This is a genomic window from Marinobacter nanhaiticus D15-8W (assembly GCF_036511935.1).
Lineage (GTDB): Bacteria > Pseudomonadota > Gammaproteobacteria > Pseudomonadales > Oleiphilaceae > Marinobacter_A > Marinobacter_A nanhaiticus.
This window is the reverse complement of the sequence record NZ_AP028878.1, coordinates 3218288-3239641: the sequence shown is the minus strand read 5'-3', so window position 1 is coordinate 3239641 and position 21354 is coordinate 3218288. Positions and strand designations below refer to the sequence as shown.

General features: G+C 59.0%; 20 protein-coding genes. 13 read left to right on the top strand and 7 right to left on the bottom strand.

Annotated features, from left to right (window positions below; genetic code table 11):
• Nucleotides 1–5 precede the first annotated feature (5 nt).
• The 3 genes from RE428_RS14395 to RE428_RS14385 all read right to left on the bottom strand — a co-directional run bounded on the left by RE428_RS14395 (nucleotide 6) and on the right by RE428_RS14385 (nucleotide 3174).
• Entirely contained in the window at nucleotides 6–269 is a 264-nt protein-coding gene (locus tag RE428_RS14395) for a DUF4212 domain-containing protein (RefSeq protein ID WP_004582721.1), read from the bottom strand.
• Nucleotides 270–551: 282 nt separating this feature from the next.
• Nucleotides 552–1256, bottom strand: a complete 705-nt coding sequence (locus RE428_RS14390) for a 3'-5' exonuclease (protein ID WP_004582720.1) — start codon at nucleotides 1254–1256, stop codon at nucleotides 552–554.
• A 7-nt stretch (nucleotides 1257–1263) separates the two neighbouring features.
• A complete protein-coding gene (locus RE428_RS14385) occupies nucleotides 1264–3174 on the bottom strand; it encodes a putative nucleotidyltransferase substrate binding domain-containing protein (RefSeq protein ID WP_004582719.1) in 1911 nt (636 codons plus the stop codon).
• A gap of 462 nt (nucleotides 3175–3636) precedes the next feature.
• On the opposite strand from RE428_RS14385, the gene smrA reads away from it, so the two are divergent.
• From smrA to RE428_RS14350, 7 genes are all read left to right on the top strand, one after another.
• Nucleotides 3637–4218, top strand: a complete 582-nt coding sequence (smrA, locus tag RE428_RS14380) for a DNA endonuclease SmrA (RefSeq protein WP_004582718.1) — start codon at nucleotides 3637–3639, stop codon at nucleotides 4216–4218.
• A gap of 132 nt (nucleotides 4219–4350) precedes the next feature.
• Nucleotides 4351–4590: a hypothetical protein gene (locus RE428_RS14375; protein ID WP_004582717.1), complete on the top strand. Its 240-nt coding sequence runs from the start codon at nucleotides 4351–4353 to the stop codon at nucleotides 4588–4590.
• A 175-nt stretch (nucleotides 4591–4765) separates the two neighbouring features.
• Nucleotides 4766–5737, top strand: coding sequence for an XdhC family protein (locus RE428_RS14370; protein WP_004582716.1), 972 nt, complete (start codon nucleotides 4766–4768; stop codon nucleotides 5735–5737).
• 63 nt (nucleotides 5738–5800) lie between these two features.
• On the top strand, nucleotides 5801–6427 hold the full coding sequence (locus RE428_RS14365; RefSeq protein WP_004582715.1) for a methylthioribulose 1-phosphate dehydratase: 627 nt from the start codon (nucleotides 5801–5803) through the stop codon (nucleotides 6425–6427).
• Entirely contained in the window at nucleotides 6424–6984 is a 561-nt protein-coding gene (locus RE428_RS14360; RefSeq protein WP_004582714.1) for a 1,2-dihydroxy-3-keto-5-methylthiopentene dioxygenase, read from the top strand. Before RE428_RS14365 ends, RE428_RS14360 begins: the two co-directional genes overlap by 4 nt.
• Complete coding sequence (gene mtnC / locus RE428_RS14355) at nucleotides 6981–7676, top strand: acireductone synthase (RefSeq protein ID WP_004582713.1); 696 nt, start codon at nucleotides 6981–6983, stop codon at nucleotides 7674–7676. The genes RE428_RS14360 and mtnC overlap by 4 nt, the downstream gene beginning before the upstream one ends.
• A gap of 357 nt (nucleotides 7677–8033) precedes the next feature.
• Complete coding sequence (locus tag RE428_RS14350) at nucleotides 8034–9002, top strand: DUF3080 family protein (protein WP_338381145.1); 969 nt, start codon at nucleotides 8034–8036, stop codon at nucleotides 9000–9002.
• 27 nt (nucleotides 9003–9029) lie between these two features.
• On the opposite strand, the gene tfpB is transcribed toward RE428_RS14350, so the two are convergent.
• Genes tfpB through arsC form a run of 4 tightly spaced genes read right to left on the bottom strand, consistent with a single transcriptional unit; the run spans nucleotide 9030 to nucleotide 12212 of the window.
• On the bottom strand, nucleotides 9030–10820 hold the full coding sequence (tfpB, locus tag RE428_RS14345) for a type IV pilus assembly ATPase TfpB (RefSeq protein WP_004582711.1): 1791 nt from the start codon (nucleotides 10818–10820) through the stop codon (nucleotides 9030–9032).
• 8 nt (nucleotides 10821–10828) lie between these two features.
• Nucleotides 10829–11182: a DUF2069 domain-containing protein gene (locus RE428_RS14340; RefSeq protein WP_004582710.1), complete on the bottom strand. Its 354-nt coding sequence runs from the start codon at nucleotides 11180–11182 to the stop codon at nucleotides 10829–10831.
• A gap of 36 nt (nucleotides 11183–11218) precedes the next feature.
• Complete coding sequence (gene wrbA, locus RE428_RS14335) at nucleotides 11219–11821, bottom strand: NAD(P)H:quinone oxidoreductase (protein ID WP_004582709.1); 603 nt, start codon at nucleotides 11819–11821, stop codon at nucleotides 11219–11221.
• A gap of 37 nt (nucleotides 11822–11858) precedes the next feature.
• Entirely contained in the window at nucleotides 11859–12212 is a 354-nt protein-coding gene (gene arsC / locus RE428_RS14330) for an arsenate reductase (glutaredoxin) (RefSeq protein WP_004582708.1), read from the bottom strand.
• 64 nt (nucleotides 12213–12276) lie between these two features.
• Between arsC and RE428_RS14325 the strand changes: the two genes are divergently transcribed.
• The 6 genes from RE428_RS14325 to kdsA all read left to right on the top strand — a co-directional run bounded on the left by RE428_RS14325 (nucleotide 12277) and on the right by kdsA (nucleotide 21348).
• Complete coding sequence (locus RE428_RS14325; RefSeq protein WP_004582707.1) at nucleotides 12277–12714, top strand: TlpA family protein disulfide reductase; 438 nt, start codon at nucleotides 12277–12279, stop codon at nucleotides 12712–12714.
• A gap of 102 nt (nucleotides 12715–12816) precedes the next feature.
• Nucleotides 12817–16296 (top strand): DNA polymerase III subunit alpha, encoded by a 3480-nt coding sequence (gene dnaE, locus RE428_RS14320; protein WP_004582706.1) that lies wholly within the window; start codon nucleotides 12817–12819, stop codon nucleotides 16294–16296.
• 161 nt (nucleotides 16297–16457) lie between these two features.
• Entirely contained in the window at nucleotides 16458–17411 is a 954-nt protein-coding gene (accA, locus tag RE428_RS14315; RefSeq protein ID WP_004582705.1) for an acetyl-CoA carboxylase carboxyl transferase subunit alpha, read from the top strand.
• Entirely contained in the window at nucleotides 17395–18717 is a 1323-nt protein-coding gene (gene tilS, locus RE428_RS14310) for a tRNA lysidine(34) synthetase TilS (RefSeq protein WP_004582704.1), read from the top strand. Before accA ends, tilS begins: the two co-directional genes overlap by 17 nt.
• Before the next feature lie 90 nt (nucleotides 18718–18807).
• The gene (locus tag RE428_RS14305; protein WP_004582703.1) at nucleotides 18808–20436 is read left to right on the top strand and encodes a CTP synthase; all 1629 of its coding nucleotides are present in this window, start codon (nucleotides 18808–18810) and stop codon (nucleotides 20434–20436) included.
• A 66-nt stretch (nucleotides 20437–20502) separates the two neighbouring features.
• Nucleotides 20503–21348: a 3-deoxy-8-phosphooctulonate synthase gene (gene kdsA / locus RE428_RS14300; protein ID WP_004582702.1), complete on the top strand. Its 846-nt coding sequence runs from the start codon at nucleotides 20503–20505 to the stop codon at nucleotides 21346–21348.
• Nucleotides 21349–21354: the final 6 nt, after the last annotated feature.

Below are 21354 nucleotides of genomic sequence, written 5' to 3'. Positions count from 1 at the left end.
CGGTCTTACTCCTCGTGCAGGCCGAATTGTTTATCGAGCTTGTTCATTCTCCAGGCGTAGAAAAAGATCAAGGCAATAAACGTCAGGATTGAGCCCTGCTGGGCGAACCAGAATCCGAGATCGGTTCCACCGACGGGTATCCCGGCCAGAAGAGGACGGAAGAGTATGGCGCAACCGTAGGAGACGAATGCCCAGACGATCAGGCATCCGACGATCAACCTCAGGTTGGCCTTCCAGTACTTAACTGCGTTTTCAGGGTTGTGCGACATAACAGCTCTCCAATGTTGTTTTTATTGAACATGGGCTTATTGGTAGGCGTTTTATCTTGCAAAGAAAGTTATTAATTTTTTTCCATCTTTACCCACTGTCAGACTCTACCCGCAGCCAGGGTTATAGATATTGGCAAATAGTCTAAGAGTGCGCTGAATAGATCGTATCTCGCTCGAAGCTAAGCTGAATGCCAGCCATGCCGCGCCCCTGCAGGATATGTTCTCCCGACGTCGACAGCGGGGCCCGTAGCAGCGATGAGACAACGGAAAGATAGACCGCTTTCAGGGACTTTGCAGATGTTTCAGACGGCGCGCGACGCGAAGTTTTTGGTCAAGTTGCGAAAGAGTCGTCAATTCTCGGCTAATGGCCCTGTTCAGCGCGATCAGAGCGAGTTCAGCCGTCGCCATGGCGTCGGCTGCGGCGTGATGACGCTCGCTTATCTGGAGGCCGAATCGCTCGATCCAGTCGTCGAGTCGGCCGCCGCTTTCCGGGCTGGCGAAGAGTGCCGGCAGGATCTCTGCCACGTCCATCCAGGTGTGTTCCCGGGTATACCCGAGGTGAGTCTTGAGCGCCTTTTCCAGGAAGCGTTTGTCGAAAGCGGAATGAAACGCCAGGATCGGATCGCCATCCATCCAATGGAGCAGGCGGATAAGTGCTTCCTCTATCTCATGGCCCCGTGTCAGGGCCTCGGGGCCGATGCCGTGGATGAGTACCGTCTCGGTGATGTCCAGTTCCGGCCGCTTGAGAATCAGGTCGAATTGGTCAGCCAGGGGTATGGCGAGATGGTCGATGGCGACAGCCCCAATGGCGATCACATGGTCCTTGGCGGCGTTGAGCCCCGTGGTTTCCAGATCCAGCACGACCACACGTTGCTCGGCGACTGGCTGTCTGCCGGGCAACTTGGGGTGAGGCAGGTCTTCGAGGCCAGGGCGGGCAGGATCGCTGGAGAAATAATGCCCCAGCCAGTCTCGTATACGATGGATCATGGTCCGCTCACAGGAGGTATCGGGTTTCCAGCTTCTGTTGGAGTCGCTGGGCCTGGCGGAAGGACTCGCGCAGGATACGGCGATCCAGTGGGTTCAGATCGTCAGGGTTGATGTAGTTATGCAGGGGCTGCTGGTTCTTGAGCTGCTCCTGGTGGGCCCGCATGCGGATGGCCTGGATCAGGCTGTAGGCCTCTTTCCATGCGTTGGCATCCTTTCGGTCGAAGACGCCTTGCTGCGCCAGTTTATCCATTCGCGCGAGGGTGTTGGGCTCACCGATGCCGCTGGCCAGGGCAAACACGCGGACTGACTCGACGAATGGAGCCAGGCCCTGCCGCTTCAGATCGAGGGTGTTCTTCTCACCGTCCGGTGCGTAGCGGAACCCGCGGAAGATCGTCAGTGGTGGGCGACGCATGACGGCATTGCCGGCCAGCATTTTCTGGAACAAGGCGTTCTTCTGGATGCGTGTCACAACCCGCTGCAAAAGACGATCCAGTGCTTCGGTGGGGCCAAAGACCGCACGCATATCCAGGAAGATGGATGAGTAGACCAGGTTTTGCGGGGTGGAGGCGTCGATAAACCGCTTGAACCAGTCGTCCCACTCATTCTCGCTCAGGCAGAGTTTGGGGTTGCTGGCCATGATATTGCCCTTACAGAGGGTAAAGCCACACTCAGCCAACTCGTTATTGACGATCTCGGCAAACGGCAGCAGCTTTTCGCGAACCTGGTCCTCGGTCATCCCTTCCGGCGTCTCGAAAAGGATGCCGTTATCCTGGTCCGTCAGTAGAGTCTGCTCCTGCCGGCCTTCGCTGCCGAAAGTCAGCCAGGTAAAGGGAATGCCTGGATCGTTGCGTTGCAGGTTCAGTTCCAGCACGCGCCTGACCGTCGCATCGTTGAGGGTAGTAATGATCTTCACGATCTGGCCGGAATCCGCGCCATGGGCCAGCATCGTGTCAACCATCTTGGATACCTGGGAGCGCAGGCTGACGAGCGTACGCAGATGGGTAGCCGTGCCTATTGTGCGGGCGAGATGGACCAGGTCGACCCGTTGCAGGGAGAACAGATCCCGCTGGGAAACGACACCGATCAACCGGTTATCGTCGTCGATCACACATAGATGGGCAAAGTGATGCTCCGCCATCAGCATCGCGGCCTCGAAGGCATCAGCCTGCGCATTCAGGGCGTGGGGATCGCGAGTCATTACCTGGCCGATTGGCGTCGTCAACGTGGCCGATTCCTCCGCTACCATGGTCCTTAGGTCACGTAGGGTGAAAATGCCAATCGGCCTGCGCTCGTCATCGGTTATTACAATGCTGCCGACATCGTTGTCATGCATACGGGCGACGGCCTTGCGCACCGGCACGTCAGGCGAGCAGACAATGGGATTGCGCAGGGCATAGCGATCCAGTGGGGTGTCCAGTGTGTGACTCGGGCTGATAGAGGCCATGGCACCGGATTGGATACGCTGGTTGACCTGGTCCAGCAGGCTGCTTACGCCCCGTAGGCAGAAGTCACGGAAGGGCTCGCTCTCCGAAAACAGGGTTACGAAGGCCGCATGGTCAATACTCAGGCAAAATGTATCGCCCGAAGCCCTGTGCAATGTACGCGTTGGCCGCTCGCCAATCAGCGCCGCGAGGGGAAAGCATTCGCCCTGGCTTATTTCGAAGGTCGTTTCCGCGTCACCGTCCCGGTTTGTCCTTTCACCGCGAATCAGCCCCTGTTTGACGACATTGAAGGTTCTGATCGGGCCATCGTCCGGCGACAGTACGACATCGTCGTCAGCATAGAACTTGAGCACTGAGTGCTCGGCAAAGTGGGCCAGATGGGCTTCGTCCATGCTGGAGAACGGAGCGTGTTCGCGCAGAAATGACATGATTGCGCGAGTGTTCTGGGGATGCTGTTCCCTGGGTTCGGCGGGCATGGTCGGACCTCTCCAGGCGATCGCCTCTTCTGCCGGCGCGCTTTATAGGCGGTGACTATTCGATAGAAGCGCCAGCAATGGCTGTGCGATTCAATGATCAGTGTAGTTTATAGCGTCGTGCAGAATGAGGGGAGCACGTAAGACTAATGTACAACAGCCACTGGCTTCTTGATTGGTTAAGGTGTGTGCAGTTATCTCGTAATTGATCTCCGTCGAGGTAACTGTCTGTGGTGTCTGAAAGCTTGAAGGGAAGTTTCTTCCCCGATCTTTTGCTCCCCCCGGTCCCCTCCGGGGGTTTTTTCTTTCTGGACCTGAACTTCCGCTTCGATCTGCGTCTAACACCTGAGTTATTCAGGGCTCTCCGATTTCCCCGACAGGAAAGCCAATGGTAGAGTCCTCCAGACTTGGCTCGTGTTTCCTGCTCGCCAGGTTTGTATGACGGTATAAGAACCAGGTTGAACCATGACCAGAAAAGAGGAACGTCTCAGCTTCCTTGAGGAGATGGGCGACGTCCGCCGCATCAAACAGCCCAACCGGGCTGATGTGCAGACCATTCGAACCCTGACGCCCGGCCATATCGAACGACAACGTGCCGCTGTCGACAGACCCGCCCGTGATGTGAATCCATTGACCGCCTCGGACGTGGAACCCCTGAAGGCCAACGATGTCCTGGCCTATCAACGCCCCGGCATCCAGCATGGGGTGTATCGCAAATTGCGTTTGGGTCAATACCAGATCGAAGCCCGCCTCGACCTGCACCGCATGACCGTGGAAGAAGCCCGCCGGGAGGTGTTCGGTTTCGTCAACGATTGTGTGACCTACGGTGTGCGATCAGTACTGATCCTCCATGGCAAGGGCGAACGTAACGCCGATGGCGTTGCCTTGCTAAAGAGCTACCTGGCCAAGTGGTTGCCCGAACTCGATGCCGTCATGGCGTTCCATTCCGCCCAGAAGCATCACGGCGGTACGGGCGCGGTTTATGTCATGCTGCGCAAGAGTGAAAGGGACAAGCAGCGAAACCGCGAACGACACGGCTCCAAATAGCGTAGATATTCGATAGTGTCGATCTTCGAGAGCGCCCATTGTTGTTGCCTGCAAACATGAGCGACACGTAATGGGCCGTGCCGGCGTTCTGTGGTGCAATCATATTAGCGATTAATCGATCAGGAGTTTTTCATGCGTAAACTGTTTCTGGTTGCCTTGGTTGGTCTCGTCCTGACGGGGTGTAGTAAGGATCGTGTTTTCTGGGAAGACAACGGAAAGGTTGAACAGAAGACCGAAAACCGGGAAGTCTGGGACGACAATGGCAAGATGGAGTCCGAGAAGGAGCGGGAATTCTGGGATCGCAACGGCAAGATGGGTTCCGGCGAGCGCAAGATCTGGAACAATTCCGAAGGTGAGCCGGTCATCAAGTGATGTCACCGTAGTGACGGATATCGTTTGAAGCGCCGGGATTTGCCCGGCGTTTTGTTTTATGGCTGTGGGAAACGGTTCACATGAATGTTGAACGCGCTATCCTTGCTTGAGTACCAGTACGCCGACCGCTATCGAGTCGGCAAGAATGCCATCCAACGAATGACGGACTGAACCAATGTCCCACCCCCAATACCAGGTGCTGGCAGCGGCCGAGCGGTGGCTCGGTGACGGCGAGCGTGTCTGGATCTGTACCATAGTCGAGACTTGGGGATCTTCTCCCCGACCAGCGGGTTCGATGCTTGCGGTCAGCGAATCCGGCCGATGGGCGGGTTCAGTCTCGGGCGGTTGTCTGGAGGAAGACCTCTTGCGCCGCACTGCGCGTGACGAACAGCCCACACTCCCGCACATTACCGACTATGGCGTTACCATCGATGACCGTGAGCGTTTCCGGTTGCCCTGCGGTGGGCGTATCCGTTTGCTGGTAGAGCCGCTCTCCGGGCCTGCCCATCGTGAAGTCTTGGGCCGTCTGCTAGCCGCGCTCGATGCCAAAGTCCCGGTAGTGCGACAAGTGGATCTCTGTACCGGCGAAATGATAGTTGAAGAGGCGAGAGGGCATGGCACCGGGGTTCGGGTGACCGACCAAACCGTCCGCCATATGCTGGGGCCGGAGTGTCGATTATTGCTTGTTGGCGCTGGAGAAGTAGCGGGTCACGTGGCGGCTTTCGGTCGCCGCTGCGGGTTCGACGTCACACTCTGCGAACCGCGCGAAACCTTCATGACGGGTTGGAGCGATTACGAGACGCCGCTTCTCACGACGCTCCCGGACGATCTTGTCATGAAGAGCTTTTCCGACAATCACAGCGCTGTATTGGCTTTGGCGCACGATCCCCGCGTCGATGACATGGCGCTGCTGGCGGCGCTTCAGTCAAATTGCTTCTATGTCGGCGCCATGGGCTCGAAGCAAACGTCCCAAGCCCGCCGGGAACGCCTGGCATCCCTGGGACTGAGCGAGGAGCACCTCGCGCGCCTGCATGCGCCCATCGGTATCGCCATCCGCAGCAAGACGCCAGCGGAGATAGCGGTATCGGTCATTGCAGACCTGGTGGATGCCCGCAACCGCTTGCTGGCGGATGACAGCGCTCTATAATACGCGCAATCCCAATCCTGTATCCCGGATGCGAACCGCCGTCGTATCCGCTTCGGAGGCCGCATGTTCGATGTGACCCGCTACGCCGTTGCCGCCCAGTCCCTGATCGACGCCGGGCGCTTCCTCTACGCCAACGGCTGGTCGCCCGCCACCAGCAGCAACTATTCCGCGCGAATCGACGCAGAGCACATTGCCATTACCGTATCTGGCCGCCACAAGGGGCAGTTGGGTGCGGGAGATATCATGGTGGTGGATCTGAAGGGCAGGCCAGTGCAGTCCGAGACCAAATCCTCGGCGGAAACCCTGCTGCATACCGTCTTGTACGAGCAGTTTCCCGAAACCGGCGTAGTACTCCACACCCATTCGGTGAATGCCACGGTTCTCAGCCGGGCGCTGGCGGGCAAGGGGAAGCTGGAGTTACAGGATTACGAACTCCAGAAAGCGTTTCCCGGCATGACTACCCATGAATCCTCGTTGGTGGTGCCGATTTTCGAGAACACCCAGGATATTGTCGCCTTATCCGAGGAAACCAGGGACTGGTTCGCCCGCCATCCTGAGCAGCCGGGCTACCTGATCCGCGGGCACGGCCTTTATACCTGGGGAAAAACCATGGCAGACTGTTTGCGCCATGTAGAAGCATTTGAATTCCTGTTCGCCTGTGAACTGGAAATGATGAGGGTGACGAAATGACCACGCTGCGTATTTACCGCGAACAACAGCCGGACCAGCCGGAGGTTGTGACCGAGACGCCCGCCGAAATCCAGCGGTTGCTGAGGGAGCAGGGCGTCCGCTTCGAACAATGGCCCACCCGCGACCTGCCGGCCAATGCCAGCCAGGACGAGATTCTGGAGGCCTACGCCGAGGAAGTCTCGCGCCTGAAGGAGGAATGCGGCTTCCAGACGGCGGATGTGGTCAGCCTGAGCGCCGACAACCCGAACAAGGACGCTGCGCGCAGGAAATTCCTCGACGAACACACCCACAGCGAAGACGAAGTACGGTTCTTCGTGCGCGGACAAGGGCTGTTCTACCTGCACTTCGGCGAGAAAGTCTACGCCGTGCTGTGCCAGAAGAACGACCTGATCAGCGTCCCGGACGGAACTCGTCACTGGTTCGATATGGGACCGGCGCCGGAGTTCACCTGCATCCGCCTGTTCTCCAATCCGGAAGGCTGGGTTGCCAGCTTCACCGGTGAGGATATCGCCAGCCGCCTGCCGCGGTACGAGCGTTTGCTGGGTGCGAACGGATGATCCGAGTCATCCTCACGGACATCGAGGGCACCACCAGCTCGATCTCCTTTGTCCACGATGTGCTCTTCCCCTACGCGGCGGAGCACATGGCCGACTTTGTCCGCGAACAGTCGGCGGATAACGAGGAGGTTCAGGCCCAGCTGAAGGCCGTGGCCGAGGAGAGTGGCGTAGACGCCAACGATCTGGACGCTTTGGTGGATGTTCTCTTGACCTGGATTCGGGAAGATCGCAAGGCCACGCCCCTCAAGGCGCTGCAAGGCATGATCTGGGAAAAGGGGTATCGGGACGGCGATTTCCGGGGTCACGTCTACCAGGATGCTGCCGACAAATTGCGCGAGTGGCATGATCGAGGCCTGCGCCAGTATGTCTACTCCTCAGGCTCCGTGAAGGCACAGAAGCTGATCTTCGGCTTCAGTACCTACGGCGACCTGACGCCTTTCTTCAGTGGCTATTTTGACACCCACGTGGGCGCCAAGCGGGAAGTACAGGCGTACCAGAATATCCGCGATGAACTCGGTGTCGAGCCGGACACCGTTCTCTTTCTCTCCGATGTCGCCGAAGAGCTGGATGCCGCAGCGGAGGCTGGCATGGAAACCATCCTTTTGGTTCGCGGCGAAGTCTCCATCGACACGACATATCCTGTGGCCCGAGATTTCAACGATGTCGACAAGCTGATGTCAGAGATCGACTGATTAGCAAAACAGCTGGCCCCAGCGTCGGGCACTAGGTCAGAAAGAAGGGAATGGCTGCCATCGCTGGAGAACGGACAAGGATGTCCCGGTCGCCCTGGCTGGCCAGGGATGGCCATCCACGGCAGCGGAAGCGATGGCAGCCATTCCCTTCCTGCACCGCTCTCCTCAATCTTGTTAAAGGGTTCACGCGAGCAATAGCCACCTCACTGATCAACGGATTGCACTCATCCCGCCGGCTATGCGTAAACTTTTCCCATGACCTGCTTCCGGCTTAAATCTCTCTTCTTCAAATCCCTCACGCTGTTGGCTTTGATCTCAATCGCCGGCTGCAATCCTTTTTCCGCACCCCAGTCCACGATGGACGAGTACGTCGAGCGGGTGGCCCGAGTACTGGAACAGGACGTCACCTTGTCGGAAGTGCCGCTGGCGGATCTGTTCCCCCGCCGCCGCGACCGACGACTGGAAATGCCGGACCTCGAACTGGGCATGCTCGACTTCCTCTCTCTATACGGCTGCGACCTGCAGTTCGTCGTGGGCGAGCGCAATTCCAGTCTGGGTCGGGTGATGCAGCCGGTCAATATCCTGCGTTACGAACTACGCTTTATAGAGGCGGCGGAGGATTGCCTGCCGGAGCTGGAAGATGACGAAGAGCTCCATGAGGCTGTTGCCAAGGCCAGGAAAGCCAAGATTGGGAGCCTGCCCATCGCCATCTGGAATGCGACGTGGGGAATTGAGGAAATCGAGCCGCTGTTTACCCGCACAGAGGGGCTCCTGCCTATGGAGACGAGCGGTGCGACCGTATCCGACCTGGAGCGGGACCTGGCACTGCTCAACACGCGCCTCACGGATCTTGGGGAAGGTAATCTCGATGTTGACCTGGCTTTCCTGGGGGGAATCCAGCAACGCTGGCAGGCCGAGGCTCGCATGGGCCAACTGATCAAAAGCGCACTGCACTTGGTCATCCGGCTGAACGATGCAGCTGATATCATGCAGCAGCGCCTCGATAGCCGCCCCCTGTGCCTGAAACAGCGTACCAATAACCAGGCGGAAATCGCCAAGAACATGTTCTTTTCGGTCTACGCCGGGGAAGTCCAGCCTTACATGGCGACCGTGGATCGCGTGCGGGATGCCCTGGTGCCGGGCTTCGAACGATTGGCTGCAAGTCAGCGAGACGTCATGCCCGAGTCGTTCGAACCCTACTATCGCCGTTATCTGCAGCAAACAGGTGAAAGCAGTCTATGGCAGCAACTCGACGACGCTGTCGCTCGCCACACACGACTCTGGCAGGAGTTGTTGGGGCAGTGCGGTTTTCGTCCGGGTAGCTGATAGTCAACAGGGCTTATCTGAGATTGCCTAACGCTGGCTTTCCGGTGTGACCCGCAAGATTTCCTCGATCGTGGTTTCGCCGGCGGCAACCTTCTGCGCGCCGCTCAGCCGCAGGGACTTCATGCCATCCTTGTAGGCTTCGAGACGTAGTTGCTCTAGGTCGCAAGACTCGTCGACGGTACTGCGTAATCTCGGCGAGAGTTGCAGAATCTCGTAGACCCCGGCACGACCGCGATAGCCCGTATTACGGCATTCCAGGCAGCCGCCCGGCGCGTAGACTTCAGCCGGCTTGGGCGCTTTCCACGGGCGGGTGAGGTTGGCCCAGGCGTTGGCGTCGACTTCGGCCTTGACCTTGCAGTCCGGGCAGAGTGTCCGTACCAGTCGCTGGGCCATCACGCCCAGGACGGTAGCGCGGATCAGGTAGGAAGGAATGCCCAGCTCGATCAGGCGGGTGATGGCGCTCGGCGCGTCATTGGTGTGCAACGTGGACAGCACCAAGTGGCCGGTCAGCGCCGCCTGTACAGCCATTTCCGCCGTTTCCAGGTCACGGATCTCGCCCACCATGATTATGTCCGGATCCTGACGCAGCAGGGCGCGCACGCCGGAGGCAAAGGTCAGGTCGATGCCATGCTGGACTTGCATCTGGTTGAAGGAGGGCTCCACCATCTCGATGGGATCCTCGATGGTGCAGATGTTCACCTCGGAGGTCGCCAACTGTTTCAGGGTGGAATAGAGCGTCGTGGTCTTGCCGGACCCGGTCGGGCCGGTCACCAAAACGATCCCGTGGGGCTGGCCGGTCATTGATTTCCAGCGCTGGATGTCTTCACGGCTAAAGCCCAGTCGATCGAATCCCTTGAGTAACACCTCCGGATCGAAGATCCGCATCACCATCTTCTCGCCGAAAGCGGTCGGCATGGTGGCCAGGCGCAGCTCCACTTCTGCATTGTCTGGCTTACGCGTCTTGATGCGACCGTCCTGGGGTTTGCGTTTTTCCGCCACGTTCAGTCGGCCCAATATTTTCAGGCGGCTGACGACCGCGACGCCCACCTGGTCGGGGAACTCGTAGACGTTGTGCAGCACGCCGTCGATGCGGAATCGGACCTGGGAAATATTACGCCGTGGCTCGATATGGATATCGCTGGCACGTTGGTCGAAGGCGTACTGCAGCAGCCAATCGACGATCTTGACTACGTGCTGGTCGTTGGCGTCCGGACTCTTGTTGTCTCCCAGGTCCAGCAGTTGCTCGAAGTTGTGGATGTTGCCGGCACCCTGTGCGGTTGCGCCACTGGCCTTACTGACTGAACTGGCCAGTTGGTAGAACTCGACGGTGAAGCGGCGGATGTCCTCAGGGTTGGCGACCACGCGCCGGATATCCTTTTTCAGGACGTGACGCAGGTTGGCTTCCCAGTCTCCCTTGAAGGGCTCGGCGCTGGCGATCCAGACCTCGTCGGGATGGATTTCCACTGCCAGGATGTGATGGCGCTGTGCGAAGGCGAAGGACATCACCTTGGCCACGCCGGGGGCGTCGATCTTCAACGGGTCGATGTGGTAGTACGGCTGGTTTGCCCAGCGCGCCAGCCATTCGGCAAGCCGGTCCAGGTCGAGTGTCCGCTTGCTCTTCTGGCTGGTCAGCTCGGCGATGGCCACCACCTCGAGCGGATGGCGCTTGGCGGACTCCGCCCCCAGGTTGGCCGTCAGCACCCGTTCGGCATCGTCCTGGGTGATCTCGCCGTCTTCCACCAGGGCCGTGCAGATATCACGAAGCGTCAGTGTGGCGCGGGGCGGAGCTGCAAGCGTGGAGGTGGACATGCTGGACATAGGGCGTACTACTCAGGCCGATTGGTTTTCAAATGCACCATAGCAGAAACGAAGAGCAGAAGGGCGATCACGGCATTGGCTGTTGCACCTAGTCCGCCTTCGGTCAGCCAGGCGCTCACGACGAACTGGGTGAAGTAGAAAATCAGTACGAAGCTGAGCCAGATCATGCCGCGGTTGTTCCCGCTGATAACGACCGGCACAAAGGTCAGCAGGGGCAGCAACTTGATGGTGAGAATCAGCGGAAGCGATAGGGCTGGATCGGGTGCTGGCCAGAATGTCGTCACTACCAGCAGCACGATCAGCGCGACGTAAAGCACTTGGCACAGTAGCCGTGAGTAGCGAGCTCGCGGAGAATGGAGCATTCAGTATCCTTGACTAGTTGAACGGTTTGAAACGGCTTAATCGGCAACCTTCAGCGCGAGTCGCGCCACTCGCTCGCCCAGTGCCTGACAAATAATCTTCTCATCCTCAGTCAATGGGTGCGGTTCGTCGGTACCGGCCCAATGACTGGCACCGTAGGGCGTGCCGCCGGCTTCGGTTCTGGATAGGGCGGGCTCGGTATAGGGGACGCCCGTGATCAGCATGCCGTGGTGAAGCAGGGGAATGGCCATGGAAAGCAGGGTAGCTTCCTGGCCGCCGTGCAAACTGCCGGTGGATGTGAATAGCCCCGCCGGCTTGTCGACCAGGGCACCATTGAGCCACATGTCGCCGGTGGAATCGAGGAAGTACTTCAGCGGCGCCGCCATGTTGCCGAAACGGGTGGCACTACCCAGTACCAAACCCGAACAATGGCGTAGTTCCTCAGTCGTGCAGTAGACGGCGCCCTCCACGGGAACCTCCGGTACGCTAGCTTCGGTATCGGGTGACACTGGCGGCACGGTGCGCACCCGGGCCTCGATGCTGTGGACACGTGATATGCCTCGGGCAACCTGCATCGCCATCTCTGCCGTGTGGCCGCTGCGGCTGTAATACAGCACCAGGACGTAGGGGCTCTGTGCCATTGTTGGCTCCTGTTCGCTGATTAAAAGTGTCGCAAAGCTAGAGGATGTCGAGTACGGATTCCGGAGGCCGGCCCAGAGCCGCCTTTCCCTTGTGCAGGACGATCGGACGCTCGATCAGCTTGGGATTGTCTACCATGGCGGCGATCAGTTGATCCTCGGTCAGCGTACTATCGTCCAGCCCGAGCTCGCGATAGATCGATTCCCCGGTTCGCATGAGTTCACGCGGGGTTTTATCCAGCTGTTTCAGTATGCCCTTGAGTTCGTCGGCTGTCGGTGGCGAATCCAGGTAGCGGATAATGTCGGGCTGGATGCCTTGTTCTTCCAGCAGCGCCAGCGTCTGGCGGGATTTCGAGCAGCGTGGATTATGGAAAATTCGGGTCGTCTCTGTCATGGTTCTGCGTTCACACTTCCAGATTCGTAAGCTAGGGTTGCCAAGTCTATCAGGAGGGCCGCGTTTGAAGTACCTCAAACTCCCTATGGTGTTGTTTGCCCTCGTCATTCTCGTCGGCTGCGAGCGCACGGCCTTCCAGGACGCCCAGGGCGAGACGCTGGACTGGGACGAACTGCGCGGGCAGTGGGTGGTCGTCAATTACTGGGCGGAATGGTGTAAGCCCTGCCTGGAGGAAATCCCGGAACTGAATGCGCTCGACGAAACGGAGAAGGCGACTGTTCTGGGCGTAAATTTTGACGGCATCACCGGGCAGGCCCTGCGCGATGTGGGAGCCAAGATGGATATCCGATTCCGCATGCTGGCTGAAGATCCAGGCCCTGAACTGGGCTGGAAACTTCCGGTGGGTCTACCGGCCTCGTATGTGGTGACCCCCGAAGGCGAACTGCTTGAAGCCCGCTTTGGCCCCCAGACCAAGGAAGGCCTGCTGGAATTGATGCAGTAATCCGGCGCTTACAGAATGATGCCTAAAGGGCGCGATTTGTGCTGCGCCGACTGGTAGAATTCTCCGTCAATCCTGAAAGAACCGAGCCTCGACTGACGTCCCATGCCGAATACGTTTGTACACCTGCGCGTTCACTCCGAATACTCCCTGGTTGATGGTCTGGTCCGGATCAAGCCATTCATCAATCGCGTGGCTGAGCTGAACATGCCGGCGGTGGGCCTGACCGAGCAATCCAACATGTGCTCGCTGGTCCGTTTCTATAAGGCTGCTATGGGCGCCGGCGTCAAGCCGATCATTGGGGCCGATATCTGGCTGGCCAATCCGGATGAGCCGGAAAAACCCTTTCGCCTGACCCTCTTTGCCCGCAACGAAACCGGCTACCGTCACCTTACCGAAATCATCTCCCTGGGCTACACCGACGGCCAGCTGTATGGCGTGCCGATTATCGACAAGCGCTGGATCGAGGAACGCAGTGAGGGAATGATTGCGCTCTCCGGCGCCAAGATGGGCGACGTGGGACGTGCGTTGCTGGCAGGCAAATCCGACCTGGCGCGGGAGCGGGCAGAGTACTGGAAGTCGTTGTTCCCGGACGCCTATTACCTCGAGCTGCACCGCACCGGCCGCCAGGGTGACGAGGACTGCCTGCATTTGAGTGTCGAGCTGGCTGACGCCCTGGATTTGCCGGTCGTTGCGACCAACGATGTGCACTTCCTCAACCAGGAAGACTTCGAGGCCCATGAGGCCCGGGTGTGTATCGGTGAGAGCCGCACCCTCGACGATCCCCGCCGTGACCGCCGTTTCAGTGACGAGCAATACCTGCGCAGTCCTGAGGAAATGATCGAGCTGTTCTCGGACATTCCCGAGGCGATCGAGAATACGGTGGAAATCGCCCGCCGCTGTAACGTCAAGGTGCGCATGGGCGAGTACTTCCTGCCGGATTACCCCGTCCCGGAAGGCATGACCATGGACGACTTCTTCCGCAAGGTATCGGAAGAGGGGCTGGAAGATCGACTGTCCCGGACTTTGGATCCGGACGATCCAGAGTATGAAGACAAGCGCGCAGCCTACTACAAGCGGCTCAACTTCGAGCTGGATATCATTATCCAGATGGGGTTCCCCGGCTACTTCCTCATCGTTATGGACTTCATCAAGTGGGCCAAGAACAACGGGGTACCGGTTGGCCCCGGCCGGGGTTCCGGTGCCGGTTCACTGGTGGCCTACGCGCAGCAGATCACCGATCTCGATCCGCTTGAATACGACCTGCTGTTCGAGCGCTTCCTAAACCCGGAGCGGGTCTCCATGCCCGACTTCGACGTCGACTTCTGTATGGAAGGCCGCGACCGGGTAATCGACTATGTGGCCGAGAAGTACGGCCGGGCAGCGGTTTCCCAGATCATCACCTTCGGTACCATGGCGGCCAAGGCGGTCGTGCGAGACGTGGCGCGGGTGCAGGGTAAGTCCTATGGTCTGGCGGACAAGCTCTCAAAGCTGATTCCCTTCGAAGTGGGGATGACCCTGAACAAGGCGATCGAGCAGGAAGAGCAGCTCAAGGATTTCCTCAACCAGGACGAGGAAGCCCAGGAAATCTGGGAGATGGCGCTCAAGCTTGAGGGCGTGTGCCGTAACGCCGGTAAGCATGCGGGGGGTGTCGTTATCGCACCCACCAAGATTACCGATTTCTCGCCCCTCTATTGTGATGACGAGGGCGGTAGCCCGGTGACCCAGTTCGATAAGGGCGACGTTGAAGATGCCGGCCTGGTCAAGTTCGACTTCCTCGGCCTGCGAACCCTGACGATCATCAACTGGGCCCTGGAGATGATCAATCCCAAGCGGGAGAAGCAGGGCGAGGCACCGCTGGACATCGGCAAGATTCCGCTGGATGACGCGCCGTCGTTCGATATGCTCAAGAAGGCCGAGACCACGGCTGTGTTCCAGCTGGAATCCCGCGGCATGAAAGACCTGATCCGCCGCCTTCAGCCGGACTGCCTTGAAGACATGATCGCCCTGGTAGCCCTGTTCCGTCCGGGGCCGCTGCAATCGGGCATGGTGGATGACTTCATCGACCGGAAGCACGGGCGCCAGCCGATGTCGTTCCCGCACCCGGATTACCAGTATGACGGCCTGAAGCCGGTTCTGGAGCCCACCTACGGGGTTATCCTGTACCAGGAACAGGTCATGCAGATTGCTCAGGTGATGGCCGGCTACACGCTGGGCAACGCGGATATGCTGCGCCGGGCGATGGGTAAGAAAAAGCCCGAGGAAATGGCCAAGCAGAAGCAGTTTTTCCTCGATGGGTGTGAAAAGAACGGCATCGACAAGACGCTCGCCGAAAACATCTTCGACCTGGTGGAAAAGTTCGCCGGTTACGGCTTCAACAAGTCGCACTCCGCTGCCTATGCGCTGGTGTCCTATCAGACGCTTTGGCTCAAGGCACATTACACTGCGGAGTTTATGGCCGCGGTCCTCACCGCCGATATGCAGAACACCGACAAGGTGGTCACGCTGGTCGAGGAATGCCGCAACCTCAAGCTCGACCTCGTTCTGCCGGACGTGAACACGTCAGCCTATACCTTCACGGTGAACGACGAAGGGCAGGTGGTTTATGGTCTGGGCGCGATCAAGGGCCTCGGCGAAGGGCCGATCCAGAGTATCGTCGAGGCGCGGGCTGACGGCGGACCGTTCAAGGATATGTTCGATTTTTGCCAGCGTGTCGACCTGAAGCGGGTCAACAAGCGTGCTATCGAAGCCCTGATCCGAGCTGGTGCTCTGGACAAGATGGGCCCGGGCCGCGCTGCAATGATGGCGAGTATCGAAAAGGCAGTGCAACAGGCCGGTCAGCAGTCCCGCAACGAATCGGTCGGTATGGTGGATATGTTCGGCGAAATGCTGGACGGCACCGAGAACGATCCGTTCGAGGAGGTCCGGAAAGTACGCGAGTGGCCTGAAAAGCAGCGCTTGAAAGGCGAGAAGGATACCCTGGGGCTATACCTGACCGGTCATCCGTTCGACGAATATGAGAGGGAAGTGCGCCGCTTCGCTCGCCAGTCCATCGCTGATCTCAAACCAAGCAAGGGATCGCAGCGGGTCGCAGGTCTTGTGGTTGCCATGCGCACGATGAAGAACAAGCGTGGCCAGACGATGGCCTTCGTAACGTTGGACGATCGCTCGGCGCGGATCGAAGCCACGCTGTTCTCGGAGACCTTCAACGAGAATCGCGACCTGCTGCAGTCGGACGAAGTGGTTGTGGTCGATGGCGTCGTCAGTCACGACGATTATTCCGGCTCGATCAAAATGCGTGTCAGCGATGTCATGGACGTTGCCACGGCCCGGCAGCGCTATAGCCGTGGTCTGCAGATGTGTTTGAACGCCGGCCAGTTGGGCAATGGTTTGCTGGAGAAACTGGACAAGACGCTGCAGCCGTATCGCGGTCAGGGTTGCCCGGTCTGGATCGAGTACCAGAGCGAGCAGGCACGTACGCGGATACAGCTCGGCGATGGCTGGCGGGTCCAGCCTAACGACGATTTGCTGCTAAACTTGCGTCATCTGATCGGTGAACAAGCGGTTCAGCTGGTTTACGACTAACCTTTATGGGATGCCCGTAAATGAAGTGGGCACCCAAGGAATCGCTATACGCTGGCGCTTCCCTTATACCAATGTCCGCTTTTTATGGATGAAAGGGCCTGTTAGTTTGCGCCTAACAACACGTTTTAAAGTCGCCTACAAGCTAACGACTACGGAAGATCATGAATCCCAACTATCTGGATTTTGAACAGCCCATTGCCGACCTGGAAGCCAAGATCGAAGAACTGCGTCTGGTTGGTAACGACAGTGACATCAACATCACGGACGAAATCAGCCGTCTCAAGAACAAGAGCGTCAGTCTCACCGAGAGCATCTTCTCCAACCTGACGCCCTGGGACATCGCCCGGCTGGCCCGCCATCCCCGGCGGCCATATACGCTGGACTACATTGAGCTGATGTTCGAGGATTTCGACGAACTTCATGGCGACCGCCGCTATGCAGACGATCTGTCGATTGTCGGTGGTACGGCGCGTCTGGACGGCCAACCCGTGATGGTGATCGGCCACCAGAAAGGCCGCGAGGTGAAGGATAAGGTCAAGCGCAATTTCGGCATGCCACGGCCGGAAGGTTACCGTAAGGCCCTGCGCCTGATGGAGTTGGCCGAGCGTTTCCGCCTTCCTATTCTGACCTTTATCGACACGCCGGGCGCCTACCCCGGTATTGGCGCCGAGGAGCGCGGCCAGAGTGAAGCAATCGCCTTTAACCTCGCCGTGATGTCACGCCTGAAAACGCCGGTGATTTCCACTGTTATCGGCGAGGGCGGCTCAGGTGGCGCCCTGGCCATTGGTGTTTGCGACCGTCTTTATATGCTGCAGTATTCCACCTACTCGGTGATCTCACCGGAGGGTTGCGCCTCTATCCTGTGGAAGAGCGCCGAATATGCTGCCCAGGCCGCCGAGGCCATGGGGGTCACGGCCAACCGCCTGAAAGAGCTGAACCTGGCTGACGTGGTTATTTCCGAACCGCTGGGCGGGGCACACCGCTCTCCGGAAGAAATGGCCGAGGCCCTCAAGGCCCAGCTCAAGTCCGGGTTGGCGGAACTGGGCGCATTGTCTACCGAGGATCTCGTCGGCCAACGTTATGAACGCCTGACGGCCTATGACACAGGCCGTTGACAGGCTGAATCCTTCTTCATGGCCGGATGACCTGATCCGGGCCATGAATGCCATCCCCGCCGCTGATTGCATCCATGTTGCTGTCAGCGGCGGCCTCGATTCCATCTTCCTACTCCATGCCGTCTCCGTCTGGTTTGGTGAACGCGGCAAGGTGTCCGTGTGTGCGCTTCACGTCAATCATCAGCTCCAGCGAGCTGCGGCCACCATGGAGACATGCTGTCGGCGAACGTGCGATTTGCTGGGCATTCCGCTGAGTGTGACCACCGTTGATGTCGCCGTGGGAGAAAACCTTGAAAACCGGGCGCGCAACGCCCGATATGCGGTGTTCGAGGAGCAGTTGCAGGCCGGCGAACTGCTGCTCATGGCCCATCATGCCAACGATCAGGCCGAGACGGTCCTGTTCAGGCTGATTCGTGGGAGCGGTAGCCGTGGACTGGCTGGTATACCACGCGAACGCGCACTGGGTGATGGCTGCCTATTTCGTCCCCTGCTGGATCTGCCAAGGGAGCGCATCCGTGCATTGGCGACAGCCTGGCAACTGGACTGGGTTGACGATCCCAGCAACGACGATCCATCGATCGACCGGAACTTCCTGCGTCACCGGGTCATTGAACCCCTCAGTGTACGCTGGCCGGGCGTTATATCGAGCCTGGGGCGATCCGCCAGGCAAAGTGCCGAAGCAACGGAACTTGGCCACAAACTTGCCCAGTTGCAGCTACGGGACATCCGGGATGAGCAGGGGCGTCTCGCTATCGCGGGCCTGAGTGCACTGTCCCAAGCTGAACAGAAAAATCTGCTACGCTGGTGGTTGATCGATCGACATCTTGAGCCTCCGGGCGCCGTACGATTGGAGCAAGGTCTGCATGATCTGTTGGTGGCTTCAGCAGATCGCCTGCCTGAACTGGTGGGCGAAAACTATGCGATCCGGCGGTTCCAGGGCCATCTGTATTGCGTTGTCGGCGAACATGAGCCGCCCCCAGAGCCCATCACCTGGAACCCGCTGGACACGGTGGTTTGGGCTGGCGGCTACTTGCGCACCATCGGAGATGGCGTACCGGACAGGCAGTTCACCGTTACGGTTCGTACGGGCGGAGAGCGTTTGCGGCCCCGACCGGGCGGACCGACCCGACCACTAAAGAAGTGGTTGCAGGAGCAGGGCGTGCCTCCCTGGGAAAGGGAACGACTCCCACTGGTTTGGGCTGGCGATGAGCTGGTCGCTGTGGGCAGTTTCTGGCTATCTCCGACGTTATTCGATAACCCCCAGAAGGCCTCATGGCGGATTATCTGGGGGCGGGATTGTCGTTGAGTAAGTGGGGGGCTTCTGGTAATCTGGCGTCCCATCTTGAGATGACAATCTCCCCCCTTCACCGAACCAGATAAATCACACGGAAACTGCATGACGCGTTATATTTTCGTCACCGGCGGTGTCGTGTCCTCATTGGGCAAAGGGATCGCTTCCGCTTCCCTTGCGGCCATCCTCGAGGCACGCGGCTTAAAGGTCACTATTCTCAAGCTGGACCCCTACATCAACGTCGATCCAGGCACCATGAGCCCCTTCCAGCATGGTGAAGTGTTCGTGACCGAGGACGGTGCCGAAACCGACCTCGACCTGGGTCACTACGAACGTTTCATCCGCACGCCGATGAGCCGTCGCAACAACTTTACGACCGGGCGCGTCTACGAAGAGGTTATTCGGAAAGAGCGCCGCGGCGATTACCTGGGTGGTACCGTCCAGGTCATTCCCCACATCACCGACGAAATCAAGCGTCGTGTGGTCGAAGGTGCAGCCGGGGCCGACGTCGCCCTGATCGAGATCGGTGGTACCGTGGGTGACATCGAGTCCCTGCCGTTCCTCGAGGCGACCCGCCAGCTCAAGGTCGAAGTAGGACCGCGCCGGGCGCTGTTCATGCACCTTACCCTGGTGCCCTATATTGCCACCGCCGGCGAGATCAAGACCAAGCCGACCCAGCACTCGGTGAAGGAAATGCGCTCGATCGGTCTGCAGCCGGATATCCTGCTTTGCCGTTCCGAGCATGAGGTGGACGCCAGCTCCCGTCGAAAGATCGCGCTGTTCACCAACGTGGAAGAGAAGGCGGTTATCCCGCTGCAGGATGCGCGTTCCATCTACGAGATCCCCCGCATGCTGCACGGCCATGGCCTGGATGAAATCATCATTGAGCGCTTTGGGCTGGAAGCCGGCCCGGCAGACCTCTCAGAATGGGATGCTGTCGTCGAAGCTCAGCTCAACCCCGAGCACGAAGTCACCATTGCCATGGTCGGCAAGTACATGGAGTTGCTGGACGCCTATAAGTCCCTGATCGAATCGCTGCTCCACGCCGGCATCAAGACGCGTACCAAGATCAATATCAACTACATCGATTCCGAGGATATCGAGCGCGACGGTACCGGCGTGCTGGAGTCCGCGGATGCGATCCTGGTGCCTGGTGGGTTCGGTGAGCGCGGGGTTGAAGGCAAGATCGAGACGGTTCGCTACGCGCGCGAGAACAAGGTGCCTTATCTGGGGATCTGTCTGGGTATGCAGGTGGCTGTTATCGAATACGCCCGTAACGTCGCCGGTCTTAAGGATGCCCACAGTACGGAGTTCCGCGCGCAGACGGCTACACCGGTGGTTGGCCTGATCACTGAATGGCTGGACGCCACTGGCCAGAAGGAACTGCGGGATGCCGGTTCGGACCTGGGTGGCACCATGCGTCTGGGCGCGCAGGATTGCGTGCTGACCGAGGATTCGACCATTGCCAAGTGCTATGGGCGCAAGGTGATTCGTGAGCGGCACCGTCATCGCTACGAGGTGAACAACCACTTCCTTCCGGAAATTGAGAAAGCCGGACTGCGCGTCTCCGGTCACTCTGCCGATGGCAAGCTGGTGGAAGTGGTCGAGGTTGCGGACCATCCCTGGTTCGTGGCCTGCCAGTTCCACCCGGAGTTTACCTCCACGCCCCGTGATGGCCATGCGCTGTTCAAGGGCTTTGTCGAGGCCGCGCTGGCGCGGAAGAAATCCCAGTAAATCCATGCGCCAGCAGCGTCTAGCTACCGGCGCAGTTGTTTCCAGAGCAGGAGGCGATTGTCCGCCATGTCCCAGAAAACCGTCACGGTTTCCAACCTGAATGTTTCCAATGAGCAGCCGTTCACCCTGTTCGGTGGAATGAATGTTCTGGAATCCCGTGAGCTGGCGCTGGAAGTTGCCGAAGCCTACGTGGATATCACGCATCGTCTGGGCATCCCTTACGTCTTCAAGGCTTCATTCGACAAGGCCAATCGGTCGTCGATCCACTCTTTCCGCGGTCCTGGCCTCGATGCTGGCCTGGAAATACTGAAGGACATAAAGGATCGTTTCGGCGTTCCGATCATCACCGACGTGCATGAACCCTGGCAGGCGCAGCCAGCTTCGGAGGTATGCGAGGTTATCCAGCTCCCGGCTTTCCTCAGCCGCCAGACCGACCTGGTGGAAGCCATGGCGCGGACCGGCGCGGCGATCAACATCAAGAAGGCACAATTCCTCGCGCCTCAGGAAATGAAGCACATCATCAATAAGTGCCGTGAGGCTGGCAATGATCGGGTCATCCTGTGCGAGCGCGGCAGCAGTTTCGGCTATAACAACCTGGTTGTCGACATGCTCGGTTTCGGCATCATGAAGTCCTTTGGCTACCCGGTACTTTTCGATGTGACCCACGCCCTGCAGATGCCCGGGGGCCGCGCCGACTCGGCCGGTGGTCGCCGTGCGCAAGTGTCCGAGCTGGCGCGAGCAGGCATGTCCCAGGGACTGGCTGGGCTTTTCCTGGAGGCCCATCCGGATCCCGAGAAGGCCAAGTGCGACGGTCCCTGCGCCTTACGCCTGAACCAGCTGGAACCTTTCCTCAAGCAGATCAAGGCCATCGACGATCTGGTGAAAGGTTTCGAGCCTCTAGATACCGCCTGAACCATT